The sequence below is a fragment of the Pseudomonas akapageensis genome (genome assembly GCF_011355085.1).
GTDB lineage: Bacteria > Pseudomonadota > Gammaproteobacteria > Pseudomonadales > Pseudomonadaceae > Aquipseudomonas > Aquipseudomonas akapageensis.
The window spans coordinates 17,790-42,025 of record NZ_VXCP01000037.1; the positions used below are offsets into that span (position 1 = coordinate 17,790).

Sequence of the window (24,236 nt, forward strand, 5' to 3'; positions counted from 1 at the left end):
TCTCCCGGTTACCGCAAGGAAGCCCGCTATGCGTTGCCTGATGCTCATTTTCCTGCTGCTGGGTTGCACCCCAGGCTTTGCACTCGATCGCTTCCGGGTCGAGGGCTACTTTCTGCCCAACGGCATGCAGGTGATACTCAAGCCCGGTTATGAGCGTGATCATGTCGCCATTCGCCTGGTGGTCGGCGTCGGCTTCGACGATTTCCCCTGTAACCAACAGGAACTGCCGCATCTGCTCGAACATGCGCTGTTCAGTGGCCTCGACAAGAGCGGCGAGGGCGGCCTGGAAGAGCGTATGCAGGCCCTGGGTGGCGAGTGGAATGCCTATACCAGCAGCGCCGACACTACCTTTGTCATCGAGGCTCCGGCCCGCAACCAGCGCAAGGTCCTGGACCTGTTGCTGGCGGTCATCACCCAGACCCAGATCGATGAGGCAGCCCTGGATCTCTCCAGGCAAATCGTCGAACGCGAGGATGGCGGGCACTACTCCCCGTTGCAGCGCTGGCTCGACCGCCAGGACCTTGGGCATGGCGCCAGTGACCAATTGGCCGTGGAACTGGGACTCAAATGCGCCGAACGCTCGTCGATCCACGACATGACCCTGGAGCAGGTCCAAGCCCTGCGCAAGCAATGGTACGCCCCCAATAACATGAGCCTGATCATGGTGGGTGGCCTGGACAAACTGCTACCGGCCTACCTGGAGCGTACCTATGGTCAACTGGAGCCACTGGACCCCATCGACCACCGCCCCCTCAATGCCATCCACAAGGTAGCTGACGCCCGGCGCGAGTTGACCGACGGCTGGCTGGGCAATGGCGCCAAGTTGCACTGGCTGTTCATCGAGCCAACCCTGGACAACGAGCACGACCAGACCTGGGACCTGCTGCAGAGCTACCTGGACTGGGCGCTGTACACCGAGCTGCGCCTCAAGCACAGCTTGTCCTACGGCCCTTCTGCCCAGCGCGAGACGTTTGGCGACAGCGGCATGCTGAGCCTGAACGCCGACCTGGACCGCGATTCGCTCGATGATGCCGAGCAGATCCTCAAGGATCTGATCCAGCGGTTGCAGAAGGACGGGCTCGACCCCCAGGCCTTTGACCGCGTGAAAAGGGCCGCGATCGCCCGCCAGGCCTGGTCGGCTCAGGGTAACAGTGCCCTGGCGGACTACTACTGGGGTGCCTTGAACGACTATTCCGACGGCCATTTCACTAATACATCGCGGCTGTTACAAGCAGTCAGCCTCAAGGACGCCAACCAGGCGATGCGCAAACTGTTCGCCCAGCCCGGCTATGTACGTATTGAAAAGCCGCTGCTCAGCTACGACCAGTTGTACCTTCTGACCGCTCTGGTCATTGGGCTGGTCCTGGTGTCCGCTGCGGGCTGGTACGCCTGGCGCAGTCATCGCAGGGAGAACAAGCGGTAGAGGCAATGTGCCTGCCAAGGGCGTATTCTGTGCGGGTTTTTCCTACAGCCTTGTGAACCTGCCAAATGCCTATTTACGTCCAGCGCATAATCGAACTGATCAAGCGCTACCCGGGGGTTATTGCCCTATTCGGTTTCATTTCCGGTATTGGCAGTTTCATTCTGGTGGACCGGCAGGAAAAGCTCGCCAGCTGGATCGCCGTGCTGATGCTGGTGAGCTGGGTCTGGCTGATGCTGGAAAACAGCTTTACCAAGCTGTTCAGCCGCGTTTTCAAACGCGACATTCCCGAGCCGCTGTTACGTTACGCCACGCAGATGATCCATCAGGAAAGCCTGTTTTTCGTCCTGCCGTTCTTTTACATCACGACCACCTGGAACAGCGGCCAGCTTGTGTTCACCGGCCTGCTGACGGTAGCCGGGCTGATCTCGATCATCGACCCGCTCTACTACAAGTGGCTGGCACCGCGGCGCTGGCTGTTTCTGGCACTGCATACCCTGACTTTGTTCGCCGCCATGCTCACGGCATTGCCGATCATCCTCCACCTGACCACCTCGCAAAGTTTCAAGCTGGCGCTGATCACCGCCATGCTGCTGTCTTTCCCGAGCCTTGCCAGCAGTTTTCCCATCGCCCACTGGCGCCGGGGTGTGATGCTGGTGGTCATGACCCTGGCCGTGGGTGCCGGTGGCTGGCTGCTGCGTTCCTGGGTGCCACCGGCCACACTGTGGCTGACCGAAGTGGCAGTGAGTACCGAAATGGACAACGCCAATCGCACCCCTGGCAAGCGCCTCAAGGAAATCAGCGCCAGCCAGGTACGCAGCACGGGCCTGTATGCCTATACCGCAATCAACGCCCCGCGCGGCCTGGATGAGCGGATTTACCACGTCTGGCAGTTCAACGGCAAAGAGGTCGATCGTATCGCGCTGGATATCCATGGTGGCCGCAAAGAGGGCTATCGTGCCTGGACCCACAAGCAGAACCTGCCTGGCGATCCGGTTGGAAAGTGGCAGGTCCGGGTGCTGACCGAGGACGGCCAGGTCATCGGCGTGCTGCGTTTTGAAGTGACTGATACCGGTCAAGAAACCAGGCAGGCGGCACGGACAAACTAGCACTATGATCGTGGTTTCATTTCGCATTGATGCGTAAACACTAAGCTTGGAGCTTATGACCACCCAAAACGATGCTGCCAGCGCATTGCTCGATACCTCGAGCCAGCCTACAAACCTGCGAATCGCGGGTGACTGGACGCTGGCCAACTATAAGGCACTGAAGGCGCAGACAGAAGCGTTGGTCGGCCACTATGACGGCAACACCTCGGTCGACCTCAGCCAGCTGGGCGCGCTGGATACTGCCGGCGCCTCGTTGCTGGTGGAGTTGCTGGGCGCCCAGCGGCTGGGCCAGCTAGCCGAAACCGCAACTCATCTGCCGGCCGCCAGTCGTGCTCTGCTGCAGACGGTGTACTGTTCCCTGCAGGATTTCTGCGTCCCGGAAAAACAACCCGAGCAATCCACCGGCGTCCAGGTCCTGGCCCGGATCGGTAGTGCGGTGGACACACTCTGGCAAGATACCAAGGCGCTGCTGGGCTTCATTGGCCTGATCCTTGAAACGCTGGTGCGGGTACTGCTGCATCCCAAACGCTGGCGCATGACCTCAGTGGTCGCTCATATCGAACAGACCGGACTCAATGCCGCGCCCATCGTCGGGCTGCTGACGTTCCTGGTCGGAGCGGTGGTGGCCTTTCTCGGCGCCACGGTACTGGCCAGCTTTGGTGCAACGATCTTCACCGTGGATCTGGTGGCGTTTTCCTTCCTGCGTGAATTCGCTGTCCTGTTGACCGCGATTCTCATGGCCGGTCGTACCGCCAGTGCATTTACAGCCCAGATCGGTTCGATGAAGGCCAATGAAGAAATCGACGCCATTCGAACCCTTGGCCTGGACCCCGTGGAGATGCTGGTGCTGCCACGGGTCCTGGCCTTGCTGATCGCGCTCCCGTTGCTGACATTTCTGGCCATGCTTTGCGGGATAGTCGGTGGCGGCGTGGTCTGCGCCGTGTCCCTGGATATCTCCCCGGCCATGTTCATTTCGCTGCTGCAAAGCGATATCGGCGTTCAACACTTCCTGGTCGGACTGGTAAAGGCGCCGTTTTTTGCGTTTCTGATTGCAGCCATCGGTTGCCTTGAAGGCTTCAAGGTCAGTGGCAGCGCGGAGTCGGTCGGTGCCCATACCACTTCAAGCGTGGTGCAGTCGATCTTCGTGGTGATTGTGCTCGATGCCGCAGCGGCCCTGTTTTTCATGGAGATGGGCTGGTGAGCGGCGTGCAGGTGGAATCCGGCGAAAACGTGATCGAAGTGCGCGGTCTGTGCAACCGCTTCGGCACGCAAAGCGTGCACGAGAACCTCGACCTGGATCTGCACCGCGGGGAGATCCTGGCCGTGGTTGGCGGTTCGGGCAGCGGCAAGTCGGTGCTGCTGCGCAGCATTATCGGCCTGCGCAGGCCCAATGAAGGCGAAGTGCGCGTGTTCGGGCAGTCGCTGCAGGACCTTTCGGAAGAGGAGCGCTCGAAAGTCGAGCGACGCTTTGGCGTGCTGTTCCAGAGAGGCGCATTATTCTCCTCTCTGACGGTCACCGAAAACGTCGCGCTGCCCTTGATCGAATACGCAGGCTTGAGCCGTGACGAGGCTGAGCACTTGGCTGCGGTGAAACTGGCCCTCGCCGGCCTGCCGATCTCGGCGGCGGAAAAATACCCAGCGTCCCTGTCCGGCGGCATGATCAAGCGGGCTGCCCTGGCCCGTGCGCTGGCGCTGGACCCGGACATCCTGTTTCTCGACGAACCCACCGCCGGGCTCGACCCGATCGGCGCGGCGGCCTTCGATCAACTGATCCTGACCCTGCGCGATGCCCTGGGGTTGAGCGTGCTCTTGATTACCCACGATCTCGACACCCTCTACACCATTACCGACCGGGTCGCGGTACTGTCGCAGAAGAAGGTACTGGTGGCCGACCACATCGATGTGGTGGCCGAAACCGACGATGCCTGGATTCACGAATATTTTCATGGCCCACGTGGCCGCGCGGCGTTGCAGGCCGCTACACCACCCAAGGAGGTCTGACATGGAAACCCGTGCCCACCATGTAATGATCGGCCTGTTCACTGTCATCGTGGTAGTCGGGGCGATGCTGTTCGGGCTTTGGCTGGCCAAATCCAGTGTCGACACGGCATTCAAGGACTATGAGGTCGTCTTCAATGAAGCCGTGTCCGGCTTGTCCCGGGGGAGCTCCGTCCAGTACAGCGGGATCAAGGTCGGCGATGTGATTCTCTTGCGCCTGGACCCCAAGGACCCGCGCCGGGTACTGGCGCGCATCCGTGTCAGCGGCGAAACCCCGATCAAGGAAGATACCCAGGCCAAGCTGGCGTTGAACGGCATCACCGGTACTTCGATCATCCAGCTCAGCGGTGGTACGCCGGAAAGCCCGGAGCTCAAGGGCAAAGGCGGCAAGCTGCCGGAGATCATTGCCTTGCCATCCCCCATCTCCAAGCTGCTTACGGGCAGCAACGACCTGATGACCAGCATCAATATGCTGCTGGAAAATGCCAATCGCCTGTTCTCGCCGGAAAACATCGATCACTTGAGCGCGACCCTGGCGCATCTGGAGCAAACCACCGGTGTGATCGCAGAACAGCGCGATGATATTCGCCAGGCCTTGCAAGACCTGGGTCAGTTCGGCAAACAGGCCAGCGCGACCCTGGAGCAGACCAGCCAATTGATGCGCAACGCCAATGGCCTGCTCAACAGCCAGGGCAAACAAGCGTTTGGCAATGCCGAACAGGCCATGCAATCACTGGCGCAAAGTACCGCCACCATCAACAAGGTTCTGCAGAACAATCACGAAGCCATAAATGAAGGCGCCCAGGGTCTGAGCGAGCTTGGTCCGGCCATTCGCGAGCTGCGCGATACCCTGGCTTCGCTGCGCACCATCACCCGCCGTCTTGAAGCGAACCCCGGCGGTTACTTGCTCGGCCGTGACAAGAATAAGGAGTTCGAGCCATGAGGCAGGTTTTTCGCGCCTTCACCTTCGCTGCAGTGACAAGCCTGAGCAGCGCCTGCTCGATCCTGCCGCAGGCCGAGCCTGCGGACGTCTACCGCCTGCCTTCGGCGAACAATATGGCACCGGCACCACACAATGCCTCAATGCCCTGGTCGTTAAGGTTGAACAAACCCAAGGCCAGCGAAGTGCTCGACAGCCCGAAAATCGCCGTGGTCCCCCAGGGCGACCTGATCAGCAGCTACAAAGGCGCACGCTGGAGCGACCCGGCACCAGTGCTGCTACGCAACCGCATGCTCGATGCCTTCCAGCGCGATGGTCGGGTTCAGTTGCTCAGTACCGACGACAGCAACCTCCAGGCCGATTACGAGTTGGGCGGCGAGTTGCAGGCGTTCCAGAGCGAATACACCGCTCAGGGCGTACAAGTGGTGATTCGCCTGGATGCACGGCTGGTCCGCGACACTACCCAGCGAATCCTCGCCAGCCGCCGCTTTGAAATCCGCCAGCCGGTGACGGACACGCAGGTGCCGAGTGTCGTCGCCGGCTTTGGCCAGGCCAGCGATAAGCTGCTGGCCCAGGTGCTGGAGTGGACGCTGGCCCAGGGTCAGCTACAGGCTCAGCCGAAGAACCAGTAGCACACGAAGATGGCGGCAACGACGCCTGCAAATTCGGCGAGCAGGGCGCAGCCCACGGCATGCCGTACCCGCTGGATGCCAACGGCGCCGAAATACACGGCCAGCACATAGAAGGTGGTCTCGGTGCTGCCTTGAATCGTCGCCGCGGCCAGCGCCGGGAAGCTGTCCACGCCATGGGTCTGCATAGTTTCGATCAGCATCGCCCGTGCGGCGCTGCCCGAGAAGGGTTTGACCAGTGCCGTGGGCAACGCATCGACAAACCGGGCATCCAGCCCCAGCCATTGCACCACATGGCGGATGCCGTCCAGGCCGAACTCCAGCGCGCCAGAAGCGCGCAGCACGCCCACAGCACAGAGCATCGCGACCAGATACGGCAACAGGTTCTTGGCAACGTCGAATCCCTCTTTGGCCCCCTCGACGAAGGTTTCATAGACCTTGACCTTCTTCAGCGCGCCGATCAGCAGGAACAGCATGATCAACCCGAACAGGGTCAGGTTGCCCAGGATAGAAGACAGGGTCGATAAGGCAGTGGCCGAAAGCGTGCCCAGGAAAGCCATGAAGCCACCCAGCAGCAACGCACCGGGAACCAGGTAGGCGAGGACCACCGGATGCCAAAGGCGAAGGCGCTGCATGACGGCAACCGACAGCAACCCCACAAGGGTCGAGGCACTGGTGGCCAGCAGGATGGGTAGAAAAACCATCGTCGGGTCCACCGCACCTTGTTGGGCGCGGTACATGAAGATGGTCACCGGCAATAGCGTCAGCGATGAAGCGTTGAGTACCAGGAACAGGATCTGCGCATTGCTGGCCGTGGTCGCGCTGGGGTTGAGGTCCTGCAGCGCGCGCATGGCCTTCAGGCCAATGGGCGTGGCCGCGTTGTCCAGGCCCAGACCGTTTGCAGCGAAGTTGAGGGTAATCAGACCCAGGGCAGGGTGGCCGGGCGGTACCTCTGGCATCAGGTGCTTGAACAGCGGGCCCAGCACCTTGGCCAGCCATTCGACGACTCCGGCCTTTTCGGCAATGCGCAGAAAACCGAGCCAGAGGGTGAGGGTACCGAATAACAGCACCATTACCTCGACCGACAGCTTGGCCATGGCGAAGATACTCTCGACCATGGCGGCAAAGATCCCCGCGTTGCCACCCACCAGCCATTGCATCAGCGCCGATACCGCCGCCACTACGAAAAAGCCGAGCCAAAGGCCGTTGAGCATCAGTCGTTCCCCCTCAAGATGCAGCGAATGATAGCGGGGGAGAACGGCCCGGCGCCAGAAACAACAAACCCCGACGAGTCGGGGTTTGTTGTAAGGCTGGTCAGATTACTCAGCGACGGGCTTGCCCGCGGCGATTTCTGACTTGGTGCGCCAGTGCGGCAGCGAGTTCCAGTAACGCTGGCCCTTGGCATCGTCGTACATGCCTTCCCATCGCGCGATGACCAGTACGGCGAGGGCGTTGCCGATAACGTTCAAGGCGGTACGCGCCATGTCCATGACCCGGTCGACGCCAGCGATGAAGGCCAGGCCTTCCAGCGGAATGCCCACGCTGCCCAGGGTCGCCAACAGCACCACGAAGGATACGCCCGGAACACCGGCAATGCCTTTGGAGGTAACCATCAGGGTCAGCACCAGCATTACTTGCTGGCTGATCGACAGGTCAATGCCGTACAGCTGGGCAATAAATATCGCCGCGATACTCTGGTACAGGGTCGAACCATCGAGGTTGAAGGAGTAGCCGGTCGGGACCACAAAGCTGCAGATGGCCTTCGGCGCACCGTAGGCTTCCATCTTTTCGATCACGCGTGGCAGTACGGTTTCGGAGCTGGCCGTCGAATACGCCAGTACCAGCTCATCCTTGAAGATGCGGATCAGCTTGATCACCGAGAAACCGAACAGGCGAGCGATCAGGCCCAGCACCACCAGGGCGAAGAAGGCAATGGCCACGTACACCAGCACGACCAGCTTGGCCAATGGCAGCAGGGAGGCGAAGCCGAAGTTGGCCACGGTCACTGCAATCAGGGCAAAAACACCGATCGGAGCGTAGCCCATGATCATGTGAGTGACCTTGAACATGGCCTCGGACACGCCCTGGAACATGTTCACCAGCGGCTCGCGCAGGTCGGGCTTCAGACTGGAAAGGCCCAGACCGAACAACACCGAGAAGAAAATGATCGGCAGCATCTCGCCCCGGGCAACGGCGGCGAAAATGTTCGATGGAATCAGGTTGAGGATGGTCTCGATGAACGCATGTTCATGCTGCACCTCATTGGCAGTCTGCTGGTACTTGGAGATATCCACAGTGCCCAGGGTGCTCATGTCGATGCCCGCACCCGGATGGAATACGTTCGCCAACACCAGGCCGACCACGATCGCGATGGTGGTGACCACCTCGAAGTAGAGAATGGTTTTCAGACCGATGCTGCCCAGCTTCTTCGCGTCACCGACACCGGCGATGCCGACGATCAGCGAGGAGATCACGATGGGGATGACGATCATCTTGATCAGACGGATGAAAATGTCACCAGCCGGTTGCAGAACGTTGCTGATCCACCATGCCTTTTCGGCACTGAAGTGGTTGAGCAGAGCACCGATCGCAATGCCTAGAACCAGACCTATGAGGATCTGCCAGGCGAGGCTGAGTTTTGCCTTCTTCATGTCATTACCCTTTTATTCGAAGTGGACACGGTGCATGCCGAGACGTGCGAGACAGAGCTGTTTCCAGCTTATTGATGTCTCGACGAGCGTTCCGAAAATGGCGCCGTAGAAGGTCACCGCGAGCGAGCGACTGAGCGCTTCGGTCAGCGAAAAAAGGCGCAACTATTCCGATGCGGCCAAGCCCCGTCTAATGCCGTAAACGACTACCTTATGCCGAATCGGCATGATGTTTTGCAGTTGAAACGGGTGTTCCAGAGGGCCGAAATAGAGGCGTTCGGAATTCCGACGATGACCAAGGCGCCAACTTTCGGCCGATTTGCACACATTCAGGCGAATGCAAAATGTCGACATTCGACAATCCGAACGCATCTATAGGGGGCAGACGTGTAGGCGAGGGGGAAGAAAATTTATCGATGTATGGTCACGACGAAGGAGGGATGTATAGCTCTTTGAGTAGTACGTTTCGCCGTTCGACCACCGGCGAAACTTTTGTCCTACAAAAAAGCTCGCCGGAAGTCGGGCCTCTGCAATCCATGGCATAACCATCGATGTGTGGCCCACGAACTTCCGTCGAGCTCTTGCCTGATCCGGCCCTCATCGCAGGCACTCCTTGTACCCGTAGGACACGCCGACCCTGAAACAGTCAGAACGTCCCGGCCCCGTGATCATGCGCCCACCTTCCTCGGGCGGGCGCATCAAATAGAAGCTGATCCAGGCGAAAGGTTCAGCTTCTATATTCGAAAATCGTTTTTTAGCATGTTCAACCTCGACGACGGCCGAAGAAGAAGGAAACCACGAACAGGATCAGGAAGATGATGAAGAGAATCTTCGCGATACCCGTAGCGGTGCCGGCGATACCCCCGAAGCCCAGTACTGCAGCGACGATGGCGATGATCAGGAATGTGATAGCCCAACTCAACATGATGATTCTCCTTCCTATTCTTGATATGAGTGCTGCTGACTGCCTTTCAAATCCTCTCACTGTGAACAGTGCAGCCCGTATGCCAGCTTCCCATCCGAATAAATTACCTTGTAAATCAATTTGTTAGCTAAATGATTGACCTACAGGGGGACGCATCCTGCACGATCGACTGCATATCCCCGTGCGTTTTGCACGATTAGTCTCGTATCAGCTACAAATAGGTTTACGCTCTAGTGACGTAAGCAGCCCCGCCCGGCACCAGCGCATCAAATCTTCCATGCAACTTGCCCAACTTTTCCGTGACTAAAAGAGACAACTCTCAAAGGAGCGCAGGAAATGGAATCAGCCGTAGAGCATCAAGGCCGCATCCTGCTGGTAGATGATGAAACGGCCATTCTGCGCACTTTTCGCTATTGCCTCGAAGACGAGGGCTACAGCGTCGCTACTGCCAACAGCGCGGCCCAGGCTGATGCACTGCTGCAACGGCAGGTCTTCGATGTCTGCTTCCTCGACTTGCGCCTGGGCAGCGATAACGGTCTGGATGTACTGGCGCAGATGCGCATCCAGGCGCCCTGGATGCGCATTGTCATCGTCACCGCACATTCAGCGGTCGATACGGCGGTGGATGCGATCCAGGCCGGGGCTGCTGACTATCTGGTCAAGCCCTGCAGCCCGGACCAGTTGCGCCTGGCAACGGCCAAGCAGCTGGAGGTCCGTCAACTTTCCGCGCGCCTGGAAGCGCTCGAAGGTGAAATACGCAAACCCAGGGACGGCCTGGATTCCCACAGCCCGGCCATGATGGTGGTCCTGGAAACCGCCCGGCAAGTTGCCAGTACCGATGCCAACATTCTCATCCTCGGCGAGTCGGGCACCGGCAAGGGCGAACTTGCACGCGCCATCCATGGCTGGAGCAAACGTGCGAAAAAACCCTGTGTCACGATCAACTGCCCTTCACTGACCACCGAATTGATGGAGAGTGAGTTGTTCGGCCATAGCCGCGGTGCTTTTACCGGTGCCAGCGAGAGCACCCTGGGCCGGGTCAACCAGGCTGACGGCGGCACTCTGTTTCTCGACGAAATTGGTGATTTTCCGTTGCCATTGCAACCGAAGCTGCTGCGCTTCATTCAGGACAAGGAGTACGAGCGCGTCGGTGACCCTGTGAGCCGCCGGGCCGATGTAAGGATTCTGGCCGCGACCAATTTGAACCTGGAGGACATGGCGCGTGACGGGCGATTCCGTGAAGATCTGCTCTACCGGCTGAATGTGATTACCTTGCACCTGCCGCCCCTGAGAGAGCGCAGCGAGGACATTCTGACCCTGGCCGATCGCTTCCTCGCCCGTTTCGTCAAGGAGTACGCAAGACCGGCACGGGTCTTCAGTGACGAGTCGCGGGCCGCGCTGCTCAACTACCACTGGCCGGGCAACATTCGAGAACTGCGCAACGTGATAGAGCGCGCCAGCATCATCTGCACCCAGGAGCGCGTAGAGGTCAGCCATCTTGGCATGGCCGAACAACCGGCCTCCAACACGCCGCGCATTGGCGCGCCCTTCAGCCTGGATGAATTGGAAAAAGCCCATATCGGCGCCGTCCTGGCTACCAGCGAGACGCTTGACCAGGCAGCCAAGACTCTGGGCATCGATGCCTCGACGCTGTATCGCAAACGCAAACAGTACAATCTATGAGATGGACGACAAAACTGCGTACACGGCTCTTTCTGAGCATTTCGGCGCTGATCACCGTTGCGTTGCTGGGATTGGTTCTAGGCCTGGTCAGCATCGTGGAAATGGCCGGCACTCAGGAAAGGTTGATACACAATAACTTCATCATTCTTGATCTTGGCTTGAAGCTGCGTCAGAACCTGGGCGACCAGTTGATGATGATGCTCAATTCCACCTCGGACCAGGCGGCCCTGAAAGCTACTCAGGTGGTCTTTCAGCAGTTGCTTGCGGAAAGCATTGCCTATGACCTGAACATGGGTCTTGACGAGGGTTACACCCAAACCAATGCCAACTACCAGCTCTTTCTCCAGACTTATGAGAATGCTCAGGGTTCCGACCGCAGTCTGAGCGAAAACCTTCAGTTGCACGAAGCCTTCAACTCGTTGCGCACCGGGCTGATCACTGCCCAGAAGTCAGCGCTGGCCAGCATCGATGAAATGCAAAACCACACCCGTGAACGCACGCTACTGATTTGCGGGTTGCTGAGCCTGGTCGGGCTGGCGATCCTGGTCATCGGTTTTGTCACCGCCCATGGCATTGCCCGGCGCTTCGGCCAGCCCATCGAAGCCTTGGCCGAAGCGGCGGACAACATCGGTCAAGGCAATTTCGACGTTACCTTGCCGGTATCGTCGTCGGTGGAAATGAACCAGTTGACGCAACGCTTCGGCAGTATGGCCCAGGCCTTGCGAGAGCATCAGGCGACCAACGTCAGTGAGTTGCTTGCTGGCCAACAGCGCCTGCAAGCCGTACTGGACAGCATTGATGATGGCCTGCTGCTGATCGACCGTCAGGGTCGGCTCGAGCACTTGAACCCGGTTGCCCAGCGCCAGCTCGGCTGGGAGGACGAGCATCTGGGCATGGGTTTGGGCGAAGCCCTGCAGCATCCCGAACTCAACGACCAGGTTCGTCTGATTCTACAAGGCGGCATGCTGGAGCGGGCGCCGGAAGACTTGAGCTTCACTATTGATGCCGAGCTTCGCTTGCTGGCTTACAGCCTTACTCCTGTCAGCCAGGCACAAGGCGACATTCTGGGGGCAGTGATGGTATTGCACGATGTCACTGAGCAACGCGCCTTCGAGCGGGTTCGCAGCGAGTTCGTTCTGCGCGCCTCCCATGAGCTGCGAACCCCCGTGACCGGCATGCACATGGCCTTCGGCCTGTTACGCGAGCGCTTGAAGTTTCCTGCGGAGTCTCGCGAGGCCAGCCTGATCGATACCGTCGATGAAGAAATGCAACGGCTGATGCAGCTGATCGACGACCTGTTGAATTTTTCTCGCTACCAGAGCGGCCTGCAAAAACTCACCCTGGCGCCCTGCGGCATCAAGGACTTGCTCACGCGGGCAGAGCAACGCCTTTATGCGGCCATTGACGACAAGCACATCGAACTGTTGCTCGAACTCGAAGAGCCACTGCCACATATCCAGGCCGACCTGGCACAACTTGATCGAGTCATGGATAACCTGCTGGATAACGCCGTTCGCCATACCCCTGAATCCGGACGCATTCGACTGCATGCCAGACGGCATACCGATCGGGTGATTATCAGCGTCGAAGACAACGGTGAGGGCATCCCCTACGGACAGCAAGGGCGAATATTCGAGCCCTTCGTTCAAGTGGGCAATAAAAAAGGCGGGGCAGGTCTGGGACTGGCACTGTGCAAGGAAATCGTGCAGCTGCACGGCGGGCGAATGGGCGTGTATTCAAGACCGGGGCAAAGTACCCGGTTCTATTTCGCGCTGCCGATCTGACTCACGGACATCATGCTTCATCGTCGATGCGCCGGCCGGCCATGCGCCGGCCCCGAGTGACCAGTTCGGTAAACTGCCGGGCATTGAGCGGATGCGCGAACAACCACCCCTGTCCATAGTTCACCCCTTCGCTGTTGAGCAACAGCGCCTGGGCTTCATATTCGATGCCTTCGGCAATGACCCGCAACTGCAGGGCATGCGCCATACGGATGATATGCGGCGCCACGCCGCTGCTCGCGGCGTCATGCCCGAGGGCGTCAATGAAAGCCTTGTCGATTTTCAGGCAGTCCACAGGCAAGGTCTGCAGATAAGCCAGGCTGCAGTACCCCGTGCCAAAGTCATCAATCAGCACCTGGTGCCCGACATCGCGCAGTGCCTGCAGGTTGTCCCGCGCGACAACGACGTCTATGAGCCCCCGTTCGGTGACTTCGAAGGCGATTTGACTGGCGGAAACACGGTGCAACGCCAGCAACCGTGCCGCAACCCGACCGATGCGTGGCACCATGACGTCGCACGCAGCAAGGTTCACGGAAATATACAGGTGTGGATTGGCCCTCAACATCTGGCCGAGTTGCTCCAGCAATTGCTGCAAGACGAAGTCAGTGATCTGACGAATCTGCCCAGTGTTCTCAGCCAATGGAATAAACAAGTCCGGGCTGGTCAACGTGCCATCTGGTCGGCGCCAACGCACCAGGGCTTCGGCGCCAACACATCGTCGGCTGGTCAGCTCGAAAATGGGTTGGTAGAGAACTTGCAATTCGCCCCGGCGCAACGCTCCCTGCAACTCGGCACTCAGTGATCGTCGCTGGCGTACCAGCTGCAGCACCAGCCAGCCGATACACCAGGCCAACAACAGACTTCCCGGAAATAACAGCCAGAGGACCATGTTGGTCTTGAGCTGAGATTCGGTTCTGGGGGTGATCAGGACCAATTGATAGTCCGGTGAAAGGGTCGGCATCCGGTATATCAGTTGGCTTGGCGTCGCCAGCAATGCGTCGGAAGTTGCTGGTGGCCAGTCACCAGCCGGAGGCCAGGGCTGCGGTGATCCCAGAACCGGTACGGCACGGGTGCCCTTGTCCAGGATCACCAACAGGCTGCCATTGGCCGGCAGGTCGACCACATCGGTCAAATGCCCGCGGGAAGTCGAAACACGAAAGTTGCCGCGTCCGAGCATCAACGCAGCGAGGTTGTCATTGGGTTGTGTGGTGGTGTTCAGCCAGTAGCTGTAGGTCGGCCCCTGGATATCCGGTGGGCGCACCGGGTCGAGTGCCTGCTCGCCGAACCGGCTGGAGCACGACTGGCTACCATCGATATAGGCTGCTTCATAGACAAACCGGTAGTCGAAGCCGATTTGCTGCAGGGTTGCGACCATGCGCGGATCACAACCACGCAACGGTTGCGCCTGAAGTGCGTCGACCCCTTCGCGCAGCTGCCCGAAAATCTGCTCCAGGCGCTCGAGAAAACGTTCGCCCCTGGCGTTCATCTGCTCTATCTCGCCTTGCTGCAACTGATGCATGGCAACGCCCAGGCTCGCCAGCAACAGCAAGGTGGCGCTCGCCGCAGCAGCAAGCGTCGCCAATAACCAGGGACGATACAGGACGCTACGCAGCAAAGAGAGGGTAGTTGACATTAAATATTATCCAGTTGAACCTCATGAGGTATAGCAACTGGCGGGAGTTTCAGCCTCCCCGTTGGGCGGGACTAATCATTTAGTTGTATTGAGCACCTGCAGGATGGCCGCACTCTGGGCGTCCGGTTGGCCGTCGAAACGCTCTGGCCGGAAGTGCATCTGGAACGCGGCGAGCACATGTCGGGTCGTCACATCGAACTCACCGGTCTGGGGGATTGTGTAGCCCAGGCGTGACAATTGTTGCTGGTACCAGGCAGCACTGGGTGGGTTGACCTCAAAGCGCGCTTGCTGCCGGGCGACTGAATTGGCATTGGGCCATATACCCAGGCCTTCATCGGCCAGGCGCTTCCAGGGGAACAACGGCCCCGGATCAAGCTTGCGCGATGGCGCGATATCGCTATGACCAATGATGTTGCGTGGTTCGATGTTGTTGCGCTTGACGATATCCTTGAGCAGCACCACCAGCGCCTTGATCTGCTCCTCGGAGTACGGATACCAGATACGGCCATTGGGGGTCTGTTGATAACCCGGGTTGACGATCTCGATACCGATGGAGCTGGAGTTGAGCCAGGTACGCCCCTGCCATTCACTTTCACCCGCATGCCAGGCACGGCGGCTCTCATCGACCAACTGGTAGATGGTCGGCGGATTATCGCCAATCAGGTAATGGCTGCTGACTTCACCATGGGTGAGCAGCTCCAGCGAACGTTCCTGTGAGGCATTGGTGTAATGAAGAACGACAAATTGAATGCGATTGTCCTGATTGACCGAGACATGACTCCGATCGATGCGCGGGCCGCTGGCGCAGCCTGCCAACAGCAGCAGCAGGGCGCAGGTGAAAAGTCTCATGGAAAGAAAACGCGTCTCTGTAGGTTGTAATGCAATAGCATAACGTACAGTCCGGACCGACGCTGGATTAAACCGAAGCTAAAGATTTCTGAAAACACCCCTCAGCTTCTAAGCAAAAGCTCAGGCCGGCTCGATCCGATTGCGCCCGGCATTTTTTGCCCGGTAAAGCGCCTGATCCGCCCTCTGGATCACTTGCTCGCAACGTTCACCCCGTTTGAAAGCCGTAATGCCAATGGAAACCGTGACCGTTACCGGCTCGCTCTTGAAATGGAACGGACAGGCTTCGATGGCAGCTCGCAGTGTCTCGACCAGTTTCAATCCCGTGCACAGAGGCGTGGCTGGAACCAGCAAGACGAACTCTTCGCCACCGAATCGGGCAATGAAGTCCGTCGAACGCAGACGCTTGCGAAATTCGTGGGCAACGATCTTCAAGACCTTGTCGCCGGCCAGATGCCCATAGTTGTCGTTGATTCGCTTGAAGTGGTCGAGGTCGAGCATGGCGAGCAACAGATCGCCTCCGGCCTGCTGCCAGCCCAGCAGCTCCTTGTCGAGTCGCTCTGACCAGGCCGCCCGGTTCGGCAGGCCGGTCAACGGATCGATCAACGCCTTCTGCCGTTGCTCTTCAAGGTGCTCGCGGTAACCCAGGGCTTCATGTTCCATGCTGGCCACACGCTCGGCCAGGCTCTGCAAGCGGGTAGCGACCTCATGCTCTCGCTGGTCGCGTTGCTGCTGGTGCTTGTCCATCGTACCGAGCAGCCCTTCCAGGCGACTTTCAAGAATGTGCTTGAGGCTGTCCAGATCTGCCGCATCCTGAACGCTGTTCTGCAGGCCATCGACCTGCTCGCGCAACTGATTGTCCATGGCGCGGGCCGCCGAGCTGCTGTCAGCGTGCCCTTCGCTTGCATCCTGCAGATGGCTCTGGAAAGTTTCCAGGCGCTCATTGAGTTGCTTGAGGTACACCTCGAATTCATGCTGGCCGCTATCGTTGATGGCCAGCATCAATACCGCCAGATCATCCAGGATCGGTAGCAACTCGTACCAGTTGAGCCCGTGCTCCAGGCGTTCGCGCATGGATTGGGCCTGCGGCAGGTAACGCTCGGGCAAGGACAGGTCGTTGAGCAACCCCAACAGTGTTGCTTCGATGTGGGCGGCCACCGAACTGTAGGAGGGCTCGATGCCATCGGGAAGGGCATAATGAATGTGTTCCGCGGACGGCTGCGGCTCGTGGTCGCTGGATTCATCCTCTACCGCCGACAGCGACGGGTTATCCGGCGCATCCTGTATGGAATCAGCCGGTACTTCGTCTGCTGCCTGCAAGGCCAATTCTGGCTTATCGTCCGCTATTGCAGGTTCATCGCTGGGAAACTCAGACTCATCGACCGATAGCGCCTGCGGTTCAGGCAACGCCATCAGCTCATCGATATCGACTGCAACGGTCGTGTCGGGCATTGCCTGCATTGCCACCGGCGCCGGATCGACCGCTGCTTCGAGCACGGCAACATCGGCCTGAGCCTCACGAACCCCGAACAAGCGTTGCAACAGGCCAGGCCGGGTCGGCTCCTCGTCATCTCCCAGAAACGCGAGCGCTCGTCCTTGCAAACCGCTCAGCTCACCCAACAACAAGGGCACTTCGCGCGATTGAGTGGCGCGTGTTTCCAGCTGTTTGGCGAATTTCTTCAGTGGCTTGCTGACGTCGGCAGGCAACGGCAACGCCTGCAGTTGCGTGACCAACGAGGTCAAGGCCGTACTGGTTTGAACAATGCGGGTTTCGCGACGCTGCTCGGACGCAAGCACTGCTCGTTCCAGACGCGGAATCAAAGCGGACAAGGCCGCATCCATATTGTCAGTACGAATGACTTCGCGCATTTCCTTCATGCACTTGTCGACTGCCTGATCGCTGCCCTCGGCAGCCAGGGTGCTGCGCACAAGACCTCGACGCAGCAAATCGAGACGCTCTTCCCAGCGGCGTTCGAGTTTTTCTTGCTGCTCAAGGCTCTTGAGGTACTTTTCTTTCCAGCGTTCGGCTTCTTCGGTCATGCCAGGGGTCCGCGAGGGGGCGAGCTCAAGGCAGGATATGTATCGACCGCCAAGGAGTCAGGCAAACGGATCTCCACCGCTACCGGCAGATGATCGGAAATGGGTTGGGCCAGAACCTCGACGCGTTCGAGCGTCAGGCTGGGACTGAGTAAAATATGATCAAGGCAACGCTGGGGCCGCCAGCTCGGGAATGTCGCTTCCATCTGCGGGGCGAGCAGACCGAGGTCACGCAAGGGCGAATGCTGCAGCAGATCAGTGGCATGGGTGTTCATGTCGCCCATCAGCACCTGATGGCGATAGCCACCAATCAACTCGCGAATGTACGCCAGTTGCCGGGTTCGAGTTCGTGCCCCGAGCGCCAGGTGCATCATGACCACGACCAGCGCATCATCACCTTCGCCAAAACGCACCAGGATCGCACCGCGCCCGGCCGGGCCCGGCAATGGATGATCTTCCAGCCCGGTGGGCTTGAGTCGGCTCAATACGCCGTTGCTGTGCTGGGCCACACGGCCGAGATTGCGATTGAGCTGCTGATACCAATAGGGGAAGGCCCCCAACTGTGCCAGATGCTCGACCTGATTGACGAAACCCGAGCGCAGGCTTCCGCCATCGACTTCCTGCAAGGCAACCAGGTCGAAATCGTGCAGTAAACGACCAATTTTCTGCAGATTACCCGCACGGCCGATATGCGGCAGAAGGTGCTGCCAACTGCGGGTCAGGTAATGGCGATAGCGTTCGGTGCTGATGCCGACCTGAATATTGAAGCTGAGTAAGCGCAGGCGGCCATCTTGCGGTAGGCCGCTTGCCTGAATGTGATGTTCGTTGACCTGCGGATCACACAGGCCAGCGACACGCTCCGTTCTCCAAGGCCGCACGATGGCTGGCGCCGCTTACTTCGCGGCGCGCTCCTTGGCGATCAGTTGGTCGGCAACGCTCAGCACGCCCTCGGGGCCACCGGCAGTACCCAGGTCGAAGCGATATTTGCCATTGACGACCATGGTTGGGACGCCGCTGATCTGATAGGCCTGAGCCTTTTTCTTGGCATCTTCGACCTTGCCTTTGACGGCGAACGAATTGTAGGTGCTCAGGAACTTGTCCTTGTCGACACCTTCGCCAGCCAGAAACTCGGCCATTTCCTCAGGGGTAGCCAGCTTCTTGCCATTATGGATGGCTTCGAACACCGCCTTGTGCACCTTGTGCTCGACACCCATGGCTTCCAGGGTGATGAACAGTTGGCCATGAACGTTCCAGATGCCGCCGAACATGGCAGGGATACGAACGAAATTCACGTCCTCAGGCAGTTTTTCGACCCAGGGATTGATGGTCGGCTCAAAGGCGTAGCAGTGTGGGCAGCCGTACCAGAACAGCTCCACCACTTCGATCTTGCCAGGTACTGCAACCGGTACGGCACTGCTCAGCTCGACATATTGCTTGCCGGCCTCAAGCGGTTCGTCCGCGGCCTGGGCGGACATACCGAACACGCTGGCGGCAACGAGTGCGGCGCTGAGAATCAGATTACGCATGCTTTACTCCTGTGCAGAAAAGGGTCGCCTCGCGCGACCTGCAGTCAGACAGGCCAAGGCGGGCTTGAGTTCTTTAGTGTAACGGCAGCGGCCACAAAAAAGGGCGGCCCAAGCCACCCTTTTTATATTGCTATCGACGAATTAATCGAACATTAACGTTGCCAAAGATGCTGGCATTACGCGATTTCGATCGAACCCGCTCTTAGTGCAAGCCTTGAACGTAGCTGGCCAGCGCCTCGATGTCCTTGTTGCTCAGCTTGGCAGCGATGCTGCGCATGACCATGGTATCGCCATCGTTGGTGCGCTCGCCTTCACGGAAGTTGGTCAACTGCTTGGCCACGTACTGGGCGTGCTGACCACCCAGGTGCGGGAAGCCGGCAGCGGCGTTGCCCGCGCCATTGGGCGAGTGGCAACCGGTACAGGCTGGCATGCCCTCGGGGAGCTTGCCGCCACGGAACAATGCTTCACCCCTGGCCACGATCTTCGGATCAGCCGCGCCGACGCTGCCTTTCTGGCTGGCGAAATACGCCGCGATGTCCGCCAGGTCCTGATCGCTCAAGTTGGTCAGCAAGCCGGTCATTTCCAATACCGTGCGCTTGCCTGCCTTGATGTCGTGCAACTGCTTGGTCAGATAGCGCTCGCCTTGCCCGGCGAGTTTTGGAAAGTTCGGTGCCGCGCTATTGCCATCTGGACCATGACAAGCGCCACACACTGCAGCTTTGGCCTGACCGGCAGCAGCATCACCTGCTGCGTGGGCCATTCCTGTAATGCCCAGGGTCAACAGCAGACTCACGAGTATTTTGTTCATCAGCTAATCCAACTACGGCTAAGGGTGAAAGTTTATGTATCGGGACTATCGGCTCATCCACTGGATGATGGCACGGTAATCCTCGGCACTGCAGTCCATGCACAATCCACGCGGTGGCATAGCCTTGAAACCCTGGGTTACATGTTGCACCAGTGTCTCCATACCTTGATCGAGTCTAGGCGACCAGGCGGCCTGGTCGCCTTTTTTTGGCGCCATCGGCAATTGCCCGGCGTGACAAGCCCCACAAGTGCGGTTGTACACAGCTTCCGGATCCTGTGTAGCCTGAGCGCTGAAAAACGGCATCAAGACACCAGCAGCTAGCAGCCATTTCGTCATAAAACGACCTTTTCAGGGTTGAGGGTGTTCTGCGTTCTAATGCGCAATCTAAATCTGACACCCCCGTGAACTTCATCCTACGCTGGGACAAAGCGCACACAAAATCTGCGGCATTATATACTCCCGTTACCGAAACGGAAACGACACCGCTTGCCGAGCCAAATGCCCGGCACCGCCCACACCGGAAATCACATGCAAGTCAAAAACCCCATCCTCGGCCTGTGTCAACAGGCGACCTTCTCGCTCAGCGCCGCCAAAGTCGACCAATGCCCCGACGACGAGGGCTATGAAGTCGCCTTCGCCGGGCGTTCCAACGCCGGCAAGTCGAGTGCGCTGAACACCTTGACCCACGCGAGCCTCGCCCGCACGTCGAAAACACCGGGGCGCACGCAACTGCTGAACTTCTTCAATCTGGACGAAGAACGTCGCCTGGTGGATTTGCCGGGTTACGGCTACGCCAAGGTGCCGATCCCGCTGAAACAGCACTGGCAGCGCCACCTGGAAGCCTATCTGGGCAGCCGGGAAAGCCTCAAGGGTCTGATCCTGATGATGGACATCCGCCATCCGATGACGGATTTCGACCTGCTGATGCTCGATTGGTCGGTCGCCAGCAAGATGCCGATGCATATTTTGCTGACCAAGGCCGACAAGCTCACCTATGGCGCCGCGAAGAACACCCTGCTCAAAGTGCAGGCGGAAATTCGCAAGGGCTGGGGTGATGCGGTCAGCATTCAGCTGTTTTCGGCCCCCAAGCGCCTGGGCCTGGAAGACGCCTATGCAGTACTGGCACGCTGGATGGAACTGGCAGACAAGCCCGCCGAATAAGGGCTTGCGCCAAATTGCAGGCAAAAAAAACCCCGGACTTCGTATGGGGAGGGGAAGTTCGGGGTTTAAGGTTCCGGACCGCTAGGGCGGGGTCCAGATATCTGCCAACACTTAACACAACATAGGAGCATTGAAGGGCTTCACCACCCATTCAGTAACTCTGAGTCGAAATTCACGGTATTAGTTCCGGGCAATTCAAAAACTATTTGCGATAAACGCAAAAAAAACCGAAACCGACAGCACTAAGCCGCGACACTATGCCGCGGCCTGCCCCCGCATTTAGTGCGCTTCGTCCCAATTCGAACCAACACCCACTTCCACCAGCAACGGCACGTCCAGTTGCGCGGCGCCGCTCATGTGCGGGCGAATCTGCTCGCGAACCTGATCGACCAGGTCCTCACGCACTTCCAGCACCAATTCGTCGTGTACCTGGAGGATGACCCGGGCGTCGAGCCCCGATTCGCTCAGCCAGGTATCCACCGCTACCATGGCGCGCTTGATGATATCGGCCGCCGTACCTTGCATCGGCGCGTTGATGGCCGTGCGCTCGGCGCCTTTGCGCAGGGCCGGGTTCTTCGCATTGATTTCCGGCAAATTTAGACGTCGACCGAACAGGGTCTCGACAAAACCCTGTTCCGCCGCCTGGGCCCGAGTACGCTCCATGTAATCCAGGACACCCGGGTAGCGTGCAAAGTAACGATCGATGTAGGCCTGCGACTGCTTGCGATCGACGCCGATCTGCTTGGCCAGGCCAAACGCGCTCATGCCATAGATCAGACCGAAGTTGATCGCTTTTGCACTGCGCCGCTGGTCGGTTTCCACGGCGTCCAGGTCGACGCCAAAGACTTCGGCTGCCGTGGCCTTATGCACGTCCAGATTGTTGCGGAAGGCGTGCAGCAGCCCTTCATCCTTGGCCAGATGGGCCATGATCCGCAGCTCGATCTGCGAGTAGTCCGCTGCCAGCAATTTGTAACCTGGCGGTGCGATGAAGGCCTGGCGAATACGCCGGCCTTCAGCGGTGCGGATCGGAATGTTCTGCAGGTTCGGGTCACTGGACGACAAGCGCCCCGTGGCGGCCACGGCCTGATGATACGACGTGTGGATACGGCCGGTGCGCGGGTTGATCTGTTCCGGCAGGCGGTCTGTGTAGGTGCTCTTGAGTTTGCTCAACGAGCGGTACTGCATCAGCACCTTGGGCAACGGGAAGTCTTGCTCGGCCAGTTCGGCCAGCACCGCTTCTGCGGTAGACGCCTGGCCTTTGGCGGTCTTGTTGAGAATCGGCATGCCGAGTTTTTCGTACAGAATCACGCCCAATTGCTTGGGCGAACCCAGGTTGAACTCTTCGCCTGCGATCTCGTACGCCTCACGCTCGAGCGCAACCAGTTTTTCACCCAGTTCGACGCTCTGGATACCCAGCAACCGGCCATCCACCAGGGCGCCCTGGCGCTCGATTCGCGCCAGCACGGGAACCAGCGGCATCTCGATCTCAGCGAGGACGGTCTGCAGGCTCGGCGTCTTCGCCAGTTTTTCCTGCAGCACCTGGTGCAGGCGCAAGGTCACGTCCGCATCTTCGGCCGCGTAGGGGCCAGCCTGTTCCAGCGCGATCTGATCGAAGGTCAGTTGCTTGGCGCCCTTGCCGGCGATGTCCTGGAAACCGATGGTGGTGTGCCCCAGGTACTTGAGGGCCAGGCTATCCATATCGTGACGGGTGGCCGTGGAGTCGAGTACATAGGACTCGAGCATGGTGTCGAAGGCCACGCCCCGAACGTGTATGCCATTAACCGGATCGCCGCCGATAGCGCAATTGGCCAGGATATTCATGTCGTACTTGGCGTGTTGGCCGACTTTCAGCTTGGCCGGGTCCTCCAGCAATGGCTTGAGCGCACGCAGTACGGTGTCGCGGTCCAGTTGCTCGGGCACACCCATGTAGGAATGCGTCAGCGGTACATACGCCGCTTCGAATGGTTCGACCGCGAAGGACAGCCCGACAAGTTGGGCCTGCTGGGCATCCAGGCCAGTCGTTTCGGTATCGAAGGCAATCAAAGGAGCCTTGTTCAGCTTTTCCAGCCAGACGTCGAAACGGGCCTGGTCGATGATGGTTTCGTACCTGGCCTCGATGACCGGCTCCGGCTCTTGCTGAACGACTTCCTGGCCGGCGCGTTTGGCCTCGCGCTGCAATTCATCGATCCAGCTTTTGAATTCGAGTTCGGTGTACAGATCCATCAGCGCATCACGATCCGGCTCGCCGCAGACCAGCGCGTCCACTTCCACATCCAGCGGCACATCGATCTTGATGGTTGCCAATTCATAAGACAGGAAGGCCGCCTGACGATGCTCTTCAAGCTTGGCCGCCAGGGTCTTGGCCCCGCGAATCGGCAGGCCCGCGACCTTGTCGAGGTTCGCGTAGAGCACGTCCAGGCCGCCTTCGACGCCCACCAGCAGGCCAACAGCTGTCTTTTCGCCCACACCGGGGACACCCGGAATGTTGTCGACCTTGTCTCCCATCAGCGCGAGGAAATCGATGATGTGCTCAGGACCGACGCCAAATTTCTCCTTCACGCCAGCCACATCCATCACGCTTCCGGTCATGGTATTGACCAGCGTAATGTGACCATCGACCAATTGCGCCATGTCCTTGTCGCCGGTGGAGATGATGACCGGACGTCCCGCCGCCGCGCTGCTGCGGGCCAGGGTGCCGATCACGTCATCGGCCTCGACGCCATCGACGCACAGTAGCGGGTAACCCAGCGCGCGGACACTGGCGTGCAACGGCTCGATCTGCACGCGCAGGTCATCGGGCATACTCGGGCGATTGGCCTTGTATTCGGCGAACAGCTCATCGCGGAATGTGCCGCCCTTGGCGTCGAACACTACCGCGAACAGGCTGTCTGGATACTGCTTGCGCAGGCTTTTGAGCATGTTCAGCACGCCCTTGACGGCGCCGGTCGGCAACCCTTTGGACGTGGTCAGTGGTGGCAACGCGTGAAAGGCGCGATACAGGTAGGAAGAACCGTCCACCAGGACGAGGGGAGCTTGGCTCATGAGCAGAATCAACCTTTTCGACGGGCCCGGCGCTAGAATGACCGGAACAT

At 59.2% G+C, this 24,236-nt stretch carries 20 protein-coding genes; 9 read left to right on the top strand and 11 right to left on the bottom strand.

Annotation, left to right across the window (positions count from 1 at the left end; translation table 11 throughout):
- The first annotated feature begins 28 nt into the window (after window positions 1-28).
- The 6 genes from F2S13_RS21640 (at window position 29) to F2S13_RS21665 (ending at window position 6,099) form a co-directional block, all read left to right on the top strand.
- Entirely contained in the window at window positions 29-1,423 is a 1,395-nt protein-coding gene (locus tag F2S13_RS21640; RefSeq protein ID WP_166364587.1) for a M16 family metallopeptidase, read from the top strand.
- 65 nt (window positions 1,424-1,488) lie between these two features.
- Complete coding sequence (locus F2S13_RS21645; protein WP_166364589.1) at window positions 1,489-2,529, top strand: DUF5924 family protein; 1,041 nt, start codon at window positions 1,489-1,491, stop codon at window positions 2,527-2,529.
- A gap of 55 nt (window positions 2,530-2,584) precedes the next feature.
- Window positions 2,585-3,730, top strand: coding sequence for an ABC transporter permease (locus F2S13_RS21650; protein WP_166364591.1), 1,146 nt, complete (start codon window positions 2,585-2,587; stop codon window positions 3,728-3,730).
- Between the two features lie 5 nt (window positions 3,731-3,735).
- The gene (locus tag F2S13_RS21655) at window positions 3,736-4,530 is read left to right on the top strand and encodes an ATP-binding cassette domain-containing protein (RefSeq protein ID WP_166364752.1); all 795 of its coding nucleotides are present in this window, start codon (window positions 3,736-3,738) and stop codon (window positions 4,528-4,530) included.
- A gap of 1 nt (window position 4,531) precedes the next feature.
- Window positions 4,532-5,470 (top strand): MlaD family protein, encoded by a 939-nt coding sequence (locus tag F2S13_RS21660; RefSeq protein ID WP_166364593.1) that lies wholly within the window; start codon window positions 4,532-4,534, stop codon window positions 5,468-5,470.
- Window positions 5,467-6,099, top strand: coding sequence for an ABC-type transport auxiliary lipoprotein family protein (locus F2S13_RS21665; RefSeq protein WP_166364595.1), 633 nt, complete (start codon window positions 5,467-5,469; stop codon window positions 6,097-6,099). Before F2S13_RS21660 ends, F2S13_RS21665 begins: the two co-directional genes overlap by 4 nt.
- Here F2S13_RS21665 and F2S13_RS21670 read toward each other — a convergent pair.
- From F2S13_RS21670 to F2S13_RS21680, 3 genes are all read right to left on the bottom strand, one after another.
- On the bottom strand, window positions 6,081-7,310 hold the full coding sequence (locus F2S13_RS21670) for a nucleoside recognition domain-containing protein (RefSeq protein WP_166364597.1): 1,230 nt from the start codon (window positions 7,308-7,310) through the stop codon (window positions 6,081-6,083). The two genes, F2S13_RS21665 and F2S13_RS21670, sit on opposite strands and share 19 nt — an antisense overlap.
- Before the next feature lie 105 nt (window positions 7,311-7,415).
- Complete coding sequence (gene gltP / locus F2S13_RS21675) at window positions 7,416-8,747, bottom strand: glutamate/aspartate:proton symporter GltP (RefSeq protein ID WP_166364599.1); 1,332 nt, start codon at window positions 8,745-8,747, stop codon at window positions 7,416-7,418.
- Between the two features lie 760 nt (window positions 8,748-9,507).
- On the bottom strand, window positions 9,508-9,669 hold the full coding sequence (locus F2S13_RS21680; protein WP_166364601.1) for a DUF1328 domain-containing protein: 162 nt from the start codon (window positions 9,667-9,669) through the stop codon (window positions 9,508-9,510).
- Between the two features lie 336 nt (window positions 9,670-10,005).
- On the opposite strand from F2S13_RS21680, the gene algB reads away from it, so the two are divergent.
- Window positions 10,006-11,352, top strand: coding sequence for a sigma-54-dependent response regulator transcription factor AlgB (algB, locus tag F2S13_RS21685; protein WP_166364603.1), 1,347 nt, complete (start codon window positions 10,006-10,008; stop codon window positions 11,350-11,352).
- Complete coding sequence (locus tag F2S13_RS21690) at window positions 11,349-13,136, top strand: KinB sensor domain-containing domain (protein WP_166364605.1); 1,788 nt, start codon at window positions 11,349-11,351, stop codon at window positions 13,134-13,136. Before algB ends, F2S13_RS21690 begins: the two co-directional genes overlap by 4 nt.
- A 10-nt stretch (window positions 13,137-13,146) precedes the next feature.
- Here F2S13_RS21690 and F2S13_RS21695 read toward each other — a convergent pair whose 3' ends face one another.
- From F2S13_RS21695 to F2S13_RS21725, 7 genes are all read right to left on the bottom strand, one after another.
- Window positions 13,147-14,766 carry an EAL domain-containing protein gene (locus tag F2S13_RS21695; protein WP_166364607.1) on the bottom strand — a complete coding sequence of 540 codons (1,620 nt, stop codon included), beginning with the start codon at window positions 14,764-14,766 and terminating at the stop codon, window positions 13,147-13,149.
- A 75-nt stretch (window positions 14,767-14,841) separates the two neighbouring features.
- Window positions 14,842-15,615, bottom strand: coding sequence for an N-acetylmuramoyl-L-alanine amidase (locus tag F2S13_RS21700; RefSeq protein WP_166364609.1), 774 nt, complete (start codon window positions 15,613-15,615; stop codon window positions 14,842-14,844).
- A gap of 120 nt (window positions 15,616-15,735) precedes the next feature.
- Window positions 15,736-17,652 (bottom strand): GGDEF domain-containing protein, encoded by a 1,917-nt coding sequence (locus F2S13_RS21705; RefSeq protein WP_166364611.1) that lies wholly within the window; start codon window positions 17,650-17,652, stop codon window positions 15,736-15,738.
- Complete coding sequence (locus F2S13_RS21710; protein WP_166364754.1) at window positions 17,649-18,530, bottom strand: endonuclease/exonuclease/phosphatase family protein; 882 nt, start codon at window positions 18,528-18,530, stop codon at window positions 17,649-17,651. Before F2S13_RS21710 ends, F2S13_RS21705 begins: the two co-directional genes overlap by 4 nt.
- Window positions 18,531-18,542: 12 nt before the next feature.
- Window positions 18,543-19,175: a thiol:disulfide interchange protein DsbA/DsbL gene (locus tag F2S13_RS21715; RefSeq protein WP_166364613.1), complete on the bottom strand. Its 633-nt coding sequence runs from the start codon at window positions 19,173-19,175 to the stop codon at window positions 18,543-18,545.
- Between the two features lie 202 nt (window positions 19,176-19,377).
- The gene (locus F2S13_RS21720) at window positions 19,378-19,983 is read right to left on the bottom strand and encodes a c-type cytochrome (protein ID WP_166364615.1); all 606 of its coding nucleotides are present in this window, start codon (window positions 19,981-19,983) and stop codon (window positions 19,378-19,380) included.
- Between the two features lie 45 nt (window positions 19,984-20,028).
- Window positions 20,029-20,319, bottom strand: coding sequence for a c-type cytochrome (locus F2S13_RS21725; RefSeq protein ID WP_166364617.1), 291 nt, complete (start codon window positions 20,317-20,319; stop codon window positions 20,029-20,031).
- Between the two features lie 192 nt (window positions 20,320-20,511).
- Here F2S13_RS21725 and yihA point away from each other — a divergent pair, with 192 nt between their 5' ends.
- Entirely contained in the window at window positions 20,512-21,144 is a 633-nt protein-coding gene (gene yihA / locus F2S13_RS21730; RefSeq protein WP_166364619.1) for a ribosome biogenesis GTP-binding protein YihA/YsxC, read from the top strand.
- Between the two features lie 279 nt (window positions 21,145-21,423).
- Here yihA and polA read toward each other — a convergent pair whose 3' ends face one another.
- A complete protein-coding gene (polA, locus tag F2S13_RS21735; protein WP_166364621.1) occupies window positions 21,424-24,186 on the bottom strand; it encodes a DNA polymerase I in 2,763 nt (920 codons plus the stop codon).
- Window positions 24,187-24,236 lie beyond the last annotated feature (50 nt).

Coding starts and splice junctions, on each gene's coding strand:
- algB (WP_166364603.1), top strand. CDS start 10,006: ATGGAATCAGCCGTAGAGCATCAAGGCCGCATCCTGCTGGTAGATGAT.
- F2S13_RS21725 (WP_166364617.1), bottom strand. CDS start 20,319: ATGACGAAATGGCTGCTAGCTGCTGGTGTCTTGATGCCGTTTTTCAGC.
- F2S13_RS21715 (WP_166364613.1), bottom strand. CDS start 19,175: ATGCGTAATCTGATTCTCAGCGCCGCACTCGTTGCCGCCAGCGTGTTC.
- F2S13_RS21670 (WP_166364597.1), bottom strand. CDS start 7,310: ATGCTCAACGGCCTTTGGCTCGGCTTTTTCGTAGTGGCGGCGGTATCG.
- F2S13_RS21660 (WP_166364593.1), top strand. CDS start 4,532: ATGGAAACCCGTGCCCACCATGTAATGATCGGCCTGTTCACTGTCATC.
- F2S13_RS21695 (WP_166364607.1), bottom strand. CDS start 14,766: ATGTCAACTACCCTCTCTTTGCTGCGTAGCGTCCTGTATCGTCCCTGG.
- F2S13_RS21705 (WP_166364611.1), bottom strand. CDS start 17,652: ATGACCGAAGAAGCCGAACGCTGGAAAGAAAAGTACCTCAAGAGCCTT.
- F2S13_RS21645 (WP_166364589.1), top strand. CDS start 1,489: ATGCCTATTTACGTCCAGCGCATAATCGAACTGATCAAGCGCTACCCG.
- yihA (WP_166364619.1), top strand. CDS start 20,512: ATGCAAGTCAAAAACCCCATCCTCGGCCTGTGTCAACAGGCGACCTTC.
- polA (WP_166364621.1), bottom strand. CDS start 24,186: ATGAGCCAAGCTCCCCTCGTCCTGGTGGACGGTTCTTCCTACCTGTAT.
- F2S13_RS21665 (WP_166364595.1), top strand. CDS start 5,467: ATGAGGCAGGTTTTTCGCGCCTTCACCTTCGCTGCAGTGACAAGCCTG.
- F2S13_RS21690 (WP_166364605.1), top strand. CDS start 11,349: ATGAGATGGACGACAAAACTGCGTACACGGCTCTTTCTGAGCATTTCG.
- F2S13_RS21650 (WP_166364591.1), top strand. CDS start 2,585: ATGACCACCCAAAACGATGCTGCCAGCGCATTGCTCGATACCTCGAGC.
- F2S13_RS21680 (WP_166364601.1), bottom strand. CDS start 9,669: ATGTTGAGTTGGGCTATCACATTCCTGATCATCGCCATCGTCGCTGCA.
- gltP (WP_166364599.1), bottom strand. CDS start 8,747: ATGAAGAAGGCAAAACTCAGCCTCGCCTGGCAGATCCTCATAGGTCTG.
- F2S13_RS21720 (WP_166364615.1), bottom strand. CDS start 19,983: ATGAACAAAATACTCGTGAGTCTGCTGTTGACCCTGGGCATTACAGGA.
- F2S13_RS21640 (WP_166364587.1), top strand. CDS start 29: ATGCGTTGCCTGATGCTCATTTTCCTGCTGCTGGGTTGCACCCCAGGC.
- F2S13_RS21700 (WP_166364609.1), bottom strand. CDS start 15,615: ATGAGACTTTTCACCTGCGCCCTGCTGCTGCTGTTGGCAGGCTGCGCC.